We start from the raw sequence: 13889 nt of genomic DNA, 5'->3' as shown, positions 1-13889 counted from the left end.
ATGGACCACGGCTAGCCCTTAGGCACCACTTTCGCGGTCAGACGACAGAAATCAGGAGATACGAGCTGCCGTTCGCCACCGCGGATGCGCCCGCACCACCGGTCAGGCCGAAGGCATTGGCTGCGCCGAAGGCAAACACCAGGAACACCGCCGTGCCGATACCGGCCAGCTGGCCCACGGCGTACGCGACCGGGTTATCGCCGAGCAGCGCGCCGAACCCCTGGCCGATAGCTTGGCCCAGCGCGACCTGCAGCGCCTGGCTCTTCACGACCGCCTGGACCACGCTGTTCACCAGCTCTACCGTCGGCGTGCCGTTGAGGAGGTCGCCGGCCAGATCGCCGATCAGGTTCTGAGCGGCCGGGTTGGCGACCAAGGCATCCACCGCGGCCTTAGTCACCGAGCTCAGCGCTGGGGCCAGCGGGGTGTTGTTCAGCGGGGTCTTATCCAGCAGGTCGGCGACGACACCTCGTGCGACGTCGCTGACCACCTGCCGCACTGCGGGCGCCTTCAGCACACCCTGCAGAGCATCCGGGACGGTGGCGTTGAACGCGGCCACCACGTCGGCATTGGCCACCAGCGACTGGACACCGTACTTCAGGGCGTCGGAGAACTCGGCCCCCGCCACCAAAGCGGTGACTATCTGGTTCGCGGTGACCGAGAGCGCCGTGGCCACCCCGGGCTGGCCGAGGAAGCTCGTGATCACCGCGCCGGCCGTCGCGGCCAGCTGAGCCGCGGATGTCGGATCGGCCAATGTGCTGACGACGGTCGGGCCGTAGGTGGGTCCGAACGCCTCGCCAAGGGCCGTGCGGACCGCCGCGTTTCCGGCGATGTCGTTGACGAGACCCGTGACAGTCGACGACAGTGCCGACACCACACCGGAGTTGGTGGCCAACGAGTACACCGCGCTGCCCGCGGCCGGGCCCAGGGCCGCCTTGAACGCCGAATCGGCAACCAGCCCTTGCCATGCGACGTCCAGCGCGGCGATCCAGTTGGTGCCGCCCACGACACCGGTGGCGAACTCGGTGATGGCGTCGGCCAATGCGGCCGGGACGCCCGGTGCCGCCAAGATGTTCGTGACCGCGGCGCCGGCCACCGTGGCCAGACCCTGAATCCCGTTGGTGTTGCTCAGCAGGTTCTTGACCGCGTTGCCCAACGCATTACCGACACCGACAGCAATAGCGTCGCCGCCCAGCGCCTCCGATACCCAACCTGCGGTGACGTTCCCGAGCCAGGTGGCCACGGTCGAACCAGCGGAGAGGTCGATGACGGCCTGGGTGGTGGCCGAGCCCAGCGCGGCGCGAACCGTTGCGGTGCTGAGGAACGTGACGATCTCGTCCGACGAGCCAGTAATGACCGACTTGACGTAAGCCGACAGGGGCGCAAGGTCATTGGCGGTCAGGCCGGCGCTGATCAGGTCGTGCTGGGCCGACGTCGGCCGCACCGCGTTGGCAAGCACATCAAGGGCGCTCTGCACAGCCGTATTGCCCAACGTGTTGCGAATCAGGTTGGCCGTGGCGTTACCGATGACGGTGCCCACCTGCGGGGGGACCCCGAGGTAGGAACCCAGCGCCGAGGAGACCTTCGTCGAAACAAACTGCAGGATCGTGTCATTGGCGGCCAACCGGGCCACCTCGGCGCTGATGGTGCCGTTGCTCACCAAGTCCTGGATGCCATCGGCGACGATCGGCGTCAACTGGCCGGCGATCGGCGTTAACCCCGGCAGCCGGGTGTTGATGAAGTTGAGCACCGCGGCGTTGAGGGCATTACCCGCCGTTGCCGAGGCCGCGAGCGGAGCGGCTGCACCAGCGCTGGGCACCAAAGCGGTTGCGGTGCTGGCGACTTTACGATTCGACACGTCGATCAGACGCGCGGTGCCGATCTTCTCGCGGCGGGCCGCCGCCAGCACCGCGAACGACAGCGGCTCAGTCACCGGAGCCAGCGGGTCGGCGCCCGAGCCCAGCTTGTCCAGCGGCGCACGGCTGGCCGCCGAGAGCGCACCGGCGGTCTTGGCGGCTGCCGGCTTCGGCGCACGGTTGGCAGTCGTGGTCGCATTCCGGGGAGCGGGCTTACCGGCCGACGACGTCGTCTTGCCCGAATTCCCCGCGCCGGTCTCAGCGTCGGCCACCGCCGGCAGCGCGAGGATCACCCCGCCGATACCAAGCGCCAGGGCCAAAGCCCCGACCCGACCAACGCTGTAACGACCCTGCTGACCCATGAAACCTACCCCGACGTTGACGTGCACGCTGTTTGCTAGGGCTATAGCACACGGCCGTGGTGACGCGAGCCTGTACAGGCCAAGTAGGGCACGCGAACTTTGTTTGTGCCGCCAACACGAAGCCCCTGACACACTGAATCGTATGGACGTCGCGACCCTCAACAACGTCACTCGCGTGGGCAACGCGGGCGGACCGACAGTAATGCTGGCCCATGGCTTCGGCTGCGACCAGCAGCTGTGGCATCCGGTGGCGGCGCGGCTTCGCGAGCAGTTCGACCTCGTCCTGTTCGACCACGTCGGCTCGGGAAACGCCGCACCCGCGGCCTGGAACCCAGACAAGTACGCCCTGACGGGCTACGCCGACGATGTCGTGGAACTCGTCGAGGCACTCGACCTCAGCGACGTGGTGCTCGTCGGGCACTGCGTAGCCGCGATGATCGGGGCCCTGGCGGTGGCTTCTGCACCGGCCCGCTTCGCCAAGCTCGTGATGATCACCCCGTCGCCCCGCCACATCGACGAATTGCTCGACTCACTAGAGAGCAACTACGTGGGCTGGCCGCAGGCGATGGCCCCAACGATCATGGGCAACGCCGACCGACCAGAACTCGCCGAGGACCTCGCGGCCACGTTCTGTCGCACCGATCCCGCGGCCGCCAAGGTCTTCGCCCGGGCCACGTTTCTGTCGGACAACCGGGCCGACCTGGAGAGCGTCCCGATCCCGACGCTGGTCGTCGACTGCCGCCAGGACGCCATCGCGCCGCCCGAAGTAGGTGCCTACGTGCGCGATCACATCCCCAGTGCCCGCTTGTCCACCCTGGATGCCACCGGCCACTGCCCGCACGTCAGCGCGCCTGACGCCACCGCTGAAGTCGTCGCCGCATTCGCCGGCTGATGACCGACGTCGAGGAACTTTGGGAGAACGGACCCATCGGGCTGCTGGCCGCGACGGTCGACGGGGAAATCGTCCGGGTCAACACCACCCTGGCCTCCTGGCTAGGTCACATACCGAATACGCTGCGTGGCAAGCAGATTGCCGACCTCTTCACCGTCGGCGGCCGGATACCCTACGAAACCCAGTTCGCGCCGTTGCTGACGATGAGCGGGCAACTGGACGAAATCAGCATGGAGTTGCTCACCGCTGACGGTTCGCGTCGGCCGGTGTTCGTGAGCGCCAATTTCAAGAACGACGAGGACGGTAGCCCGGCGTTGTTCCGGATTGCCATCCAAGATGCTCGCCAACGGCGCTCGTACGAACGTGCCCTGCTCGATGAGCGCCAACGGGCTGAATCCGAGCAGGCCAGAGCACAAGCGCTGGCGAACACCTTGCGGCGCTCGCTCCTGCCTCCGGCACTGTCGGTGCCCGAGGGACTCACCGCCGCCACCTACTATCAACCCTCGGTACAAGACATCGGCGGCGACTTCTACGACCTGTTCCCGTTGTCCCCCAAAATGTCTGGATTCTTCCTTGGGGACGTGTGCGGCAAGGGCCCCGAAGCCGCGGCGGTCACCTCGTTGATGCGGTACACGATGCGCACCGCCGCCGTCGTCAACCCAGACCCCATCACCGTGCTGCATCGGCTGAATTCCGTTCTGCGTCAAGAAATCCGTGCCGAGACACCCAGCTTCTGCACGGTGGTGTTCGGCACGCTGACCCAAAGTGACGGCAAATTCGTGGTGCGGTTGGCCAGTGGCGGGCATCCGCCACCGCTGCTGCTCGAACACAACAGCGAGGCCAGCTATCTAGACATCACCGGCGGCATGGCAGTCGGTCTGACCGACCAGCCGAACTTCGTCGCCGCCTCCCTGCGACTGACCCCCGGTGACACCATGCTGCTCTACAGCGACGGCTTGACCGAGGCACTCATCGGCGACGGGACCCGCCGATTCGACGATGACGGTGCCCTGCGTAGGTTCGCCACCGACCTCGCCCCGGCAACCGTGGATGTGCTGATCGACGAAATACAGAAGTTGCTCAGCGGTTTCGGGTCAGGCGTCGAGGACGACACTGCGGTGCTGGCATTGGGTGTAGCTGGGTAACGAATACAACGCAATCTCGCATTGTTGAGGGGCTGTCAGCACGTTGCGGGTTTAGCCTGAATCCACCGACGGGCGGTGGGGTTAGCCGAGTGTCGGAATGAAGAAAGTGCCCTCTGAACTGGGATGATTGGTGTTCTCAGGCAGCAATCGGGTCCAGTTCGGAAAGGCACTTCCAGTGCAAGTTTCGCATGGGTTCGCCGCGGAGTCAGCGGTGTTCGACGAGGACAATCTCGTGTCGTGCGCCGGACTTGTGCCGGTCATGACGTTGGCCGAGCAGACCGGGCTGGGCAGGTTGTTTGATGAGAAGGTCCAGATCACGACGCCGCGGATCAAGTCCGGGTCGGCAAACCCCGCCCCGAAACTGGCCACCGTGGTGGCGGTCATGTGCGCGGGCGCGGACTGCATCGACGACCTCGACGTGGTCCGGTCGGGCGGTATGAAGACCCCCTTCGGCGGGGTGTACGCACCGTCGACGGTCGCAACGTTGTTGCGGGAGTTCACCTTCGGGCACGCCCGCCAGTTGGAATCGGTGCTACGCGAGCACCTGGTGGCATTGTGTCAGCGGCTCGAGTTGCTACCCGGCACCCCTGGTGTGCTGCGTCGAGCAATGCCAGCACGCCGGTGACCAACGCGGTACGTGCGGTGGTCAGGCCATCTAGATCGGTTGCCGCGTCGAGCTGGTCGACGCTCTGCCGAAACAGGTTGGCGGCGTGGTCTAGGCCATGCGTTGCCATAACGGAACACCTCACTCGGTGTGCAACAGGATGAAAAGGGTTGTAGCAGTGAGGATTTCTGGACAATTTGTGTTGAGTTCCTGGTGTTTTGTGTACAAAGTGTCCGGAAATCCGGACACGTGGCGATCTCGCTCGATGTTCACCAGGCCGTGAGGCGATCAGTTCTTTCGCTCCGTGCGCCGTCAGCGGGCGGCGTCACCGTGTATCCGAGCGATTCAAGCTCTGTCACAGCACATTCCGGCGAGTCACGTACAACGGCACGGGTTTGAATGCGACGCCATCTGGCGCGGCCCTCGCGGACTGACTGCTTCCAGTTCTTTTGCCCCTCAAATCCGCAGTCTCGGATCAGGAACTCCACAACGTCTTCCAGGCAAGGCCTGAATCGCTCCCCACCCAGCGGAATGTGAAGTGATTCGATGCTGTGTGGTGTCGGATGGTCGAGCCGGGACAGGATGTGCGAGAGCGCACCTCGGTGTGCCGTGACCTGCACATGGGAGCGGGGTTTGCGGTTGGCGTCTCGGTCATAGTCCCAGCGGATGACCGGCGTCCTGTCGACCTTGGCTTTCAGTACGAAGGACGAGTGTTCGACGGCGATGTGCGTCCCGTACGAGTCGACGCACAGCTTGTAGTTCGCGGTGAGCACCGCCAAGGTGTCGTCAGATTTACAGTTTGGGCCACCAGTCAAGGGCACTGTCATGTCGACAACGGACCTGAGGCGATCCGCCGACGCCATCGTGACATCGAGTCTCCACCCTTGGGTGCTCAGGCATATTGCAGCGCTGACCACATCGCGGACAAACGCGTCAACCTCATCGTTGAACTCGTCGTGCGTCAGCGGCATTCGCGTACTAGGCGCGGGTCTCTCCGAGTAGGAACGCGATCGATTCGAGCTGTTCCCACGCCTCGTGTTCCTCCCCGACGAGAGCGTAGCTCTTAGCGCGGGAGCGGAGTTCCTCAATCGTGAGACCCAGCTTGTCGAGGATCGCGCGGCGTCGTGCTCGTAGTTCGTCGTCGGACAGGGTTGCAGTGTTCGTCATCTGACTTCTCCACCCGTCAGCCGGGACACGATGCCACCAGTGTTGCATTCGGTGTGTCGTCTGTGTCGGACATTGGTCGTCATGTCGTCCATGATGCACATGGGTACCGACAAATCGCAGCTGGGCAAACCGACACTTACTGGTCGTGGACAGCCTGGAGCTCCAGCAACTGCCAACGATGAGATGCGGCAGGGATGCACGCACCTTCACCGGCACCCAGAAACGCGCTCTGAGCTGCAAATACTCGAAGTGGCAGGTACAGGATTCGAACCTGTGTAGGCTTTCGCCGACGGATTTACAGTCCGCTCCCATTGGCCGCTCGGGCAACCTGCCTGGGTACGCCGCACCGGAGATCCGGTTTGGTGCGACTAGCAGGGTACAACGACCATGTACCCCAGACACAAACCGGCCGATCACGTCAGGGAAGGGAACGAGTCCAATGGCGGATTCATCGTTCGACATCGTGAGCAAGGTCGACCGCCAAGAGGTCGACAACGCGCTGAACCAGGCGGCCAAAGAGCTGAGCACCCGGTTCGACTTTCGCGGCACCGACACCACCATCGCCTGGAAGGGCGACGAGGCCATCGAACTCGTCAGCTCCACCGAGGAGCGGGTCAAGGCCGCGCTCGACGTCTTCCAGGAAAAACTGGTGCGCCGCGACATCTCCATGAAGGCCTTCGACGCTGGAGATCCGCAGGCCAGCGGCAAGACCTACCGGATCACCGGCGGCCTGAAGCAGGGCATCGATCAGGAGCACGCCAAGAAGATCAACAAGCTGATCCGCGACGAGGGCCCCAAAGGTGTCAAGACTCAGATCCAGGGCGAGGAGATCCGGGTCAGCTCCAAAAAGCGCGACGACCTGCAGGCCGTGCAGTCGTTATTGCGCGGCGCCGACCTGGACGTCGCGCTGCAGTTCGTCAACTACCGGTAGTCCTCGCCCCGCCAGCGGTCAGTGCTTAGTGTGGTGACCATCACCACACTCACGAAGTGAGGACCGCGATGACCGCTACCCCGGACACCGAGTCCGTACCCGCCGAGCAGGACTGCGGGTCCTATGACGTCGTGATCATCGGCGCCGGGTTCTCCGGGCTCGGGGCGGCCTACCGGATCACCGAACGCAACCCCGGGACGCGCTATGTCGTCCTGGAGCGCCGAGAGCGCATCGGCGGCACCTGGGACCTGTTCCGGTACCCCGGCGTCCGCTCCGACAGCAGCATCTTCTCGCTGTCGTGGCCGTGGGAACCATGGCTCCGCAAGGAGGGCGTCGCCGACGGCGACCACATCCGCGAGTACATGGAGGACACCGCCCACAAGCGCGGGATCTTCGGCCACATCCGCTTCGGTACGCACGTGGACTCTGCGGACTGGGATTCGGCCACTGACACCTGGACGGTGCACGTCACCGAGAACGGCGCACGCAAGACCTACCGTGGTCGCTTCGTCTTCTTCGGGTCCGGCTACTACAACTACGACGAGGGCTACACCCCCGACTTCCCCGGCCTTTCGACGTTCACGGGCGCGCTAGTGCACCCGCAGTTCTGGCCCGAAGACCTCGACTACGCCGGCAAGAAGGTGATCGTCATCGGCAGCGGGGCCACCGCCGTGTCACTGGTTCCCGCGCTGGCGCAGAAGGCTTCCAAGGTCACCATGCTGCAGCGTTCGCCGACCTACCTGATGGCCGGATCCCGGGTCAATCCGATCATCGAGTTCGTCCGAAAGATCACCCCCCGCAAGCTCTCTCATGCTTTCGGGCGCTACTTCGCGGTGGCATTCGAAAGTTTCGTCTGGTTCCTGTCCCGGGTCTCCCCCAGCACGGCCAGAAAGATGGTCCGGGCCCAGAACATCAAGGAATTGCCCCCCGGCTATCCGGTCGACGTGCACTTCAACCCGCGCTACAACGTGTGGGATCAGCGGCTGTGTCTGGTCGCCGACGGCGACATGTTCGAGGCCATCAGAGACGGCCGGGCCGAGGTGGTCACCGACCACATCGACCACTTCGACGAAACCGGAATCGCGCTGCAGTCCGGCGAGCACCTGGATGCCGACATCATCGTCACCGCCACCGGCCTACAACTGCATGCCCTGGGCGGCGTTCGAATCACGTTGGACGGCAACGAGATCAAGCCACAAGAGCGGCTCTCCTACAAGGCGCACATGCTCGAGGACGTGCCGAACCTGATCTGGTGCATCGGCTACACCAATGCGTCGTGGACGCTGCGGGCCGACATGACCGCCCGCGCGGCGGCAAAGCTGATCGCGCACATGAAGTCTCACGGTTACACCCACGCCTTCCCCCACCTGGGTGGGGAGCCGTTGGCCGAGAAGCCGGCATGGGACATCCAGGCCGGCTACGTGCTGCGCAACCTGCACGCGCTGCCCAAATCAGGTCTGAAGCGGCCGTGGGTGGTGCGGCAGAACTACCTCGCCGATGCCTTCGACCACCACTTCATCGACAAGGTCGACGAGAACATGACGTTCGGACGGGTGGCGTCGCCGGTGGGCGTCGCGGGTTAAGTGTCCGACACACCTTTGTGGCAACATGATCCGGCCAGTAATGGGCGTGAGGGCTTCGGCAGAGACCCGGCGCTCGATCCGGCGGTTTCCAACATTCTCTCTGCGGCCGCACCTGAGCACCAAGTTGTTCATGACGCGGTGACCGCGCCTGGCGGCGCCGGAGACCGGTTCCTGCACAACGTCACCCATCATTTCTGGGCTGATAATGGGAAATCCGTTGCGTCACTGTTTGACTGGACCGGGCCGGCCGCCCAGGGGCCAGAAGGCCAAATTGCTGGCGAGACCGCCCATGCTTATTCCAGCTACATCGGATCGCACCCGGACGAATTGCTGAAGCTCCCGGGCAATCACACACTCGGCCAGGTGAATCCGGATTTGACGCAAGGCATGGCACACGGCCTGACTCCGTACGTGACCAACATTGCCGGCGAACACAATGCGCTGACCGGAAGTTTCGGCGCGTTCGATACCGGCGCAACACAAGACAACGACTTCATGTCAACGTCCAAGGGCGTGTTTTCCGTGCTGAACACTGATCCCCAAGCAGCGCAGTTATTCGACGGCAAGGCGTACGAGGAGATCTTGCGCGATCAGAACAGCTATGCGAAGGGCATCGCCGAAAACGTCCCCAATGCTGTTCTGGACAATGCACGAATGCAGCAGGCCGACACCCTTCGTGCGTTGATCGACGTCGGGACCAATAACGCTCTCGATGCGAAAGGCGTCAACGCGGATCTGCAAGCCGCCGACGCATACGCCTCGAAATCGTCCGCATACGATTTGGCTGTAAAGACATTGAGCGCTGGAGCAGACGCCAGCCCGGGCGGGCCAGTCGCGGCGCTCGGCGCCGACACCCTGGGATCGGCACTGAAGTCTGACATCATCGGCACCCCGCCGGTGCCCTCAGCGCATCCTGCTCTGTATTCGAACATGACTGAATACGAAGCTGACAGAGCAGTTCTCAATGGATTGATTGCCAATGGCACCCACGTGAACCTGCCGGCTGACTTCTTCGGCCAAGGGGACGGCGGCTCCGACATTAAAGGATTCGCCGAGTACTCCCAACATCCGACCGCCAACACGTTGGCTGAAACTCACTACAACACTGCGGTCCGCGACGCACTCGCATCGATCGTCGGCACCAACAACGTCGCGCCCATCGGTATGGAGAAAGACACCTACAACAACATCACCAAAAACCCACACCCCTGGAGTTGACGGTGGCCACTCGATTGGCTCGTTTGACGCGCTTGACTTTGACTCTCCTCAGCGGAGCCGCTCTCATCTCCTGCACTCATCACACCGTGGGCGATCCCGCTGTACCACCACCTCCAGCACCGTGGACGGGCCTGACGGCCGACGTAAGGGCGGTGTGGAGCGCCGAGCCGGGAATTGATCTGACGACAGGACGGGCGGTTGTTGCCCGCGCGTACATCGAGTCGTACTTTCTTGCTCTCGCGATGGGCACTGTCGACGTGACGTACCCGGGCTTTCAACAGTCGCTTCCTCCCCGGCCTGCCGATGGGGGCGCTCTCGCCGACGAGCCCTGGCCCGGCACCCAACATCCTGCTCCGTATCCGGTGGTAGGTACAATCAAAGAACACGTTCTGCGACTTGACAATTCGGGTCAAACCACCGTCGCGATCGTCTGTGGCTTCGACTACGGATACGGAGTCAAACGGGGCGACGGCGTGGACAGCCACAACTCCGGTTCGGCATACGACGGCGTCGGTGCAGTTCGGATACAGATGGCTGGCAATCCACAACCAGGGCAACCACTTCCGCCCCAACGTGGCCCGTCGGCCGCGCCAATCGCCAGTGTTTTCAGCGGCCTTCGAATTGAATCGCGTGTAGTCGGCGATCAGTCAGATACTCCGCAGTGGCCGACCCGGGAAGCGGATATACAAGACTGCCGCGACCGGGCCCCGGACCCCATAGAGCGACGAAAGTTCCTACTCCAGGGCAAGCACCCGCTATCGGACTATCCCACCCTGGCGCCCTACCCCGGTTGGCCCGAAGCAGGACCGCCCTAGGTGACGTGCCACCACCACCCGAAACCTGATATCACGGGTGATAGCTCATTCCGGAGGAAACCCATGCCAGACAAACTCTCCGTCGACACCGACGCGCTAACTCAATCGGCCACCAAGGTCACCCGCCACGGCGACAATCTCCACGCCAGCCACACGACGGCCAGCACTCGGATCTCCGGCGCCGAAGGCGGCTGGGCAGGCGCCTCCGGCGAAGCCTTGGCCAACCGCGTCGCCAAGTGGAACACCCGCACCACCGAACTCGTCACCAACATCGGCGACCACGCCCAGGGCATGCACACCAGCGCCACCGGCTTCACCACCAACGAGCAGCAAAGCGGCGACGAACTGCGAGAGATCGCATCGCAGTTGCCCAACTCCACGTGAACAACGGGGTCTTCGCCATACCCTGATCCCCATGACGTCTGAACGCCGCGAACCCAAAGTTGTCGTCCTCGGTGGCGGATCCTGGGGTACCACTGTCGCTTCCATCTGCTCTCGTCGCGGACCGACGCTGCAGTGGGTGCGCTCGCAGGAGACCGCCAAGGACATCAACGAGAACCACCGCAACTCCCGCTACCTGGGCGACGATGTCGAACTCTCGGAAACCCTGCGCGCCACCACCGATTTCAGCGAAGCCGCCGAATGCGCGGACGTCGTCGTCATGGGGGTTCCCTCCCACGGCTTCCGCGGTGTGCTCGCCGAACTGAGCAAGGAACTGCGCCCCTGGGTGCCCGTCGTCAGCCTCGTCAAAGGCCTCGAACAGGGCACCAACATGCGGATGAGCCAGATCATCGATGAGGTTCTGCCCGGTCACCCGGCCGGTATCCTCGCCGGGCCCAACATCGCGCGCGAGGTCGCCGACGGTTATGCGGCCGCCGCGGTACTGGCCATGCCGGATCAGCACCTGGCCGCCAACCTGGCAAAGATGTTCCGCACCAAGCGGTTCCGCGTCTACACCACCGACGATGTCGTCGGCGTCGAGATCGCCGGCGCGCTGAAGAACGTCTACGCCATCGCCGTCGGGATGGGTTACTCGCTCAGCATCGGTGAGAACACCCGCGCGCTGGTGATGGCACGTGCCGTGCGCGAGATGTCGCGGCTCGGCGAGGCCATCGGCGGCCACCGCGACACCTTCTCCGGCCTGGCCGGTATGGGCGACCTCATCGTCACCTGCACGTCCAAGCGCAGCCGCAACCGCCACGTCGGCGAAGAATTGGGCTCAGGCAAGACCATCGAGGAGATCATCGCCTCGATGAACCAGGTCGCCGAGGGCGTCAAGGCCGCCAGCGTGATCATGGAGTTCGCCGAGAAGTACGGACTGAACATGCCGATCGCCCGCGAGGTCGACGCCGTCGTCAACCACGGCGCCAACGTCGAGCAGGCCTACCGCGGACTGATGGCCGAGAAGCCCGGCCACGAGGTCAACGATTCACACTTCTGAGCAGATAGCTCAGCCCGGAAACGACGGGAACAGCGGGTTCGAGTTCTTCGGCCGGTCCAGCATCGGGCTGGGTCCTGAGGTGAACGTCGCACCCGGCCCGACGACGAAGCCGACCTGTTCGCGGTTGTTCACGCAGGTCACCGTACCGCCGCCGTCGACGCCACAGCTGACGTCGCGAAAGCTCAGCCGGGTGTTCGGTGGCAACGGCTTGACATCACCGGCTGCGGCGTAGATCGACGCGCCCGTGCTGGAGAACCCCGGCTGGCCAGAAGGGCCCGCACTCACCAGGTTCGCGCCATCCGGTGCGCCGGGGAGCGCGCCGCTGCAGCCGTAGCTGCCATTCCCCTTGTCTAGAACGCAGACCACACCGGGCGGGCCGGCGAACGCGTACCAGTTGCCGCCCATCGCCGTGTAGGCCACCGGGCTCAGCGGCGCATAGGCGTTGACGTTGGGAAGGACCGGGGCCGGCGCGGGGTCGGGGTCAGCGGCGGCCACGCCCGGCACACCGATCGCAGCGGCACCCGCCGCGCTCACCAGGCCGATCAGGAATCTGCTCAGCATCACCACACCCTACGTAAGCGCCGCACGCGGCGCAGCCTGCCCATTCATTTCGTCCTTCGGCCGCACCACCCCGATTCGTTACCGGATCACGAATAGTGCTGATCGCCATCCGTCAGGTGTAGGAGTCGACGGTTCGGGAAACGCAACCGGAAAATGGCAGGACTTCTGGGCCGGAAAACTCGGCGAGTGGCTGCGCACCAAGGGCTTGCGCATCGTGCTGGTAATCGCCCAGCGCCTCGATGCCGGCCACGAGCTGGTGCGCTCGGAGAGCGCCAAGCACCGCGCCGCCGTCGCCTCCGTGATCTCATCGGTGGCCATCGCCATCTTGTACGTGGTGGTTTCTGTCGATGTCTTCGACCAACTCGGCCTGCCGATCGCGACTTATTTGTACCCGGCCATCTTCTCGAGCCGGGCGATCCGATCCGTAATCGGCGGATGGGTGGAGAACAGCTTGCCGATCTTCTCGCTGGCGCGGAACGGGCTGGCGATCATCAGGTGGGCTTGATCGGCCAGCTGCGGCTCCGGCGGAAGGGGAGCATTCTCCACCCCGCCGCTGATCTTGCGCAGCGCCGACGCCAGCGCCAGCGGGTCACCGGAGAGCTCCGCACCCGACGCGTCGGCTTGGTACTCCCTCGAGCGGGACACCGCCATCCGAATGACCGTCGCGGCGATCGGACCGAGCAGCGAAACCAGCAACAGAGCAAAGGGATTGGCACCGCCTTCGCGGTTACCGCCGCCGAACATTCCGGCGAACATCGCGATATTGGCCAGGGCGGTGATCACCGACGCCAGCGCACCTGCCACGCATGAGATCAGGATGTCGCGGTTGTAGACGTGCGACAGTTCGTGGCCCAGCACCGCGCGCAGTTCACGCTCGCTAAGCAGGTCCAGGATGCCGGTGGTCACACACACCGCGGCGTTGCGCGGGTTGCGACCGGTGGCGAAGGCGTTCGGGTTGGCGGTGTCGCTGATGTAGAGCCGCGGCATCGGCTGGTGCGCGGTGGTGGCCAGCTCCCGCACCATCGAATAGATCTGCGGGGCCTGCACCTCGGTGATCGGCTGGGCGTGCATCGCGCGCAGCGCCAGCTTGTCGGAGTTGAAGTACACGTAGGCGTTCATGCCGATGGCGAACACCAGGGCCAAGAACATGACGTTGCGACCAAACAGCGAACCCATGAAGACGATCAACGTCGACATCCCGACAAGCAGCATGAACGTCTTCAACGAGTTGGCGGCAGGGTGCCAGGTCATGAATTCCTCCTACGAGCAAACGCACTCTCTGCGGAGATTAACGCCTCGCACTGACTGCGAGGTTCC

At 64.2% G+C, this 13889-nt stretch carries 13 protein-coding genes, 1 tRNA gene and 1 pseudogene; 8 read left to right on the top strand and 7 right to left on the bottom strand.

The window, feature by feature from the left end; genetic code table 11:
- Nucleotides 1–37: 37 nt before the first annotated feature.
- Nucleotides 38–2215 carry a hypothetical protein gene (locus G6N13_RS11710; protein WP_163697204.1) on the bottom strand — a complete coding sequence of 726 codons (2178 nt, stop codon included), beginning with the start codon at nucleotides 2213–2215 and terminating at the stop codon, nucleotides 38–40.
- Between the two features lie 142 nt (nucleotides 2216–2357).
- Between G6N13_RS11710 and G6N13_RS11705 the strand changes: the two genes are divergently transcribed.
- The 3 genes and pseudogenes from G6N13_RS11705 to G6N13_RS11695 form a co-directional block, all read left to right on the top strand.
- Entirely contained in the window at nucleotides 2358–3107 is a 750-nt protein-coding gene (locus G6N13_RS11705; RefSeq protein ID WP_163697202.1) for an alpha/beta fold hydrolase, read from the top strand.
- The gene (locus tag G6N13_RS11700; protein ID WP_163697199.1) at nucleotides 3107–4252 is read left to right on the top strand and encodes a PP2C family protein-serine/threonine phosphatase; all 1146 of its coding nucleotides are present in this window, start codon (nucleotides 3107–3109) and stop codon (nucleotides 4250–4252) included. The genes G6N13_RS11705 and G6N13_RS11700 overlap by 1 nt, the downstream gene beginning before the upstream one ends.
- A 175-nt stretch (nucleotides 4253–4427) precedes the next feature.
- Nucleotides 4428–4838, top strand: a pseudogene (locus tag G6N13_RS11695) (IS1380 family transposase); the annotation flags it as partial.
- 287 nt (nucleotides 4839–5125) lie between these two features.
- Here the strand turns inward: G6N13_RS11695 and G6N13_RS11690 are convergent.
- From G6N13_RS11690 to G6N13_RS11680, 3 genes are all read right to left on the bottom strand, one after another.
- Nucleotides 5126–5827, bottom strand: a complete 702-nt coding sequence (locus tag G6N13_RS11690; RefSeq protein ID WP_235678003.1) for a hypothetical protein — start codon at nucleotides 5825–5827, stop codon at nucleotides 5126–5128.
- Nucleotides 5828–5834: 7 nt separating this feature from the next.
- A complete protein-coding gene (locus tag G6N13_RS11685) occupies nucleotides 5835–6023 on the bottom strand; it encodes a hypothetical protein (protein ID WP_163697197.1) in 189 nt (62 codons plus the stop codon).
- Between the two features lie 250 nt (nucleotides 6024–6273).
- Nucleotides 6274–6356, bottom strand: a tRNA-Tyr gene (locus G6N13_RS11680).
- Between the two features lie 130 nt (nucleotides 6357–6486).
- Here G6N13_RS11680 and G6N13_RS11675 point away from each other — a divergent pair.
- The 5 genes from G6N13_RS11675 (at nucleotide 6487) to G6N13_RS11655 (ending at nucleotide 12011) form a co-directional block, all read left to right on the top strand.
- Nucleotides 6487–6954, top strand: coding sequence for a YajQ family cyclic di-GMP-binding protein (locus tag G6N13_RS11675; protein WP_163697195.1), 468 nt, complete (start codon nucleotides 6487–6489; stop codon nucleotides 6952–6954).
- Between the two features lie 68 nt (nucleotides 6955–7022).
- Entirely contained in the window at nucleotides 7023–8537 is a 1515-nt protein-coding gene (locus tag G6N13_RS11670; RefSeq protein WP_163697193.1) for a flavin-containing monooxygenase, read from the top strand.
- Entirely contained in the window at nucleotides 8538–9755 is a 1218-nt protein-coding gene (locus G6N13_RS11665; RefSeq protein WP_163697191.1) for a TPR repeat domain-containing protein, read from the top strand.
- Nucleotides 9756–10633: 878 nt separating this feature from the next.
- Nucleotides 10634–10954: a WXG100 family type VII secretion target gene (locus G6N13_RS11660; RefSeq protein ID WP_163697189.1), complete on the top strand. Its 321-nt coding sequence runs from the start codon at nucleotides 10634–10636 to the stop codon at nucleotides 10952–10954.
- Nucleotides 10955–10985: 31 nt separating this feature from the next.
- Nucleotides 10986–12011 (top strand): NAD(P)H-dependent glycerol-3-phosphate dehydrogenase, encoded by a 1026-nt coding sequence (locus tag G6N13_RS11655; protein ID WP_163697187.1) that lies wholly within the window; start codon nucleotides 10986–10988, stop codon nucleotides 12009–12011.
- Between the two features lie 9 nt (nucleotides 12012–12020).
- Here G6N13_RS11655 and G6N13_RS11650 read toward each other — a convergent pair whose 3' ends face one another.
- The 3 genes from G6N13_RS11650 to htpX all read right to left on the bottom strand — a co-directional run bounded on the left by G6N13_RS11650 (nucleotide 12021) and on the right by htpX (nucleotide 13823).
- Nucleotides 12021–12572 carry a hypothetical protein gene (locus tag G6N13_RS11650; RefSeq protein ID WP_163697185.1) on the bottom strand — a complete coding sequence of 184 codons (552 nt, stop codon included), beginning with the start codon at nucleotides 12570–12572 and terminating at the stop codon, nucleotides 12021–12023.
- A gap of 112 nt (nucleotides 12573–12684) precedes the next feature.
- Nucleotides 12685–12822, bottom strand: coding sequence for a hypothetical protein (locus G6N13_RS11645; RefSeq protein ID WP_163697183.1), 138 nt, complete (start codon nucleotides 12820–12822; stop codon nucleotides 12685–12687).
- Nucleotides 12823–12953: 131 nt separating this feature from the next.
- Complete coding sequence (gene htpX / locus G6N13_RS11640; RefSeq protein ID WP_163697181.1) at nucleotides 12954–13823, bottom strand: zinc metalloprotease HtpX; 870 nt, start codon at nucleotides 13821–13823, stop codon at nucleotides 12954–12956.
- Nucleotides 13824–13889: the final 66 nt, after the last annotated feature.

The sequence above is a fragment of the Mycolicibacterium sarraceniae genome (genome assembly GCF_010731875.1).
In the GTDB taxonomy this organism is placed as follows: domain Bacteria; phylum Actinomycetota; class Actinomycetes; order Mycobacteriales; family Mycobacteriaceae; genus Mycobacterium; species Mycobacterium sarraceniae.
This window is presented reverse-complemented; position numbering and strand designations above follow the sequence as displayed.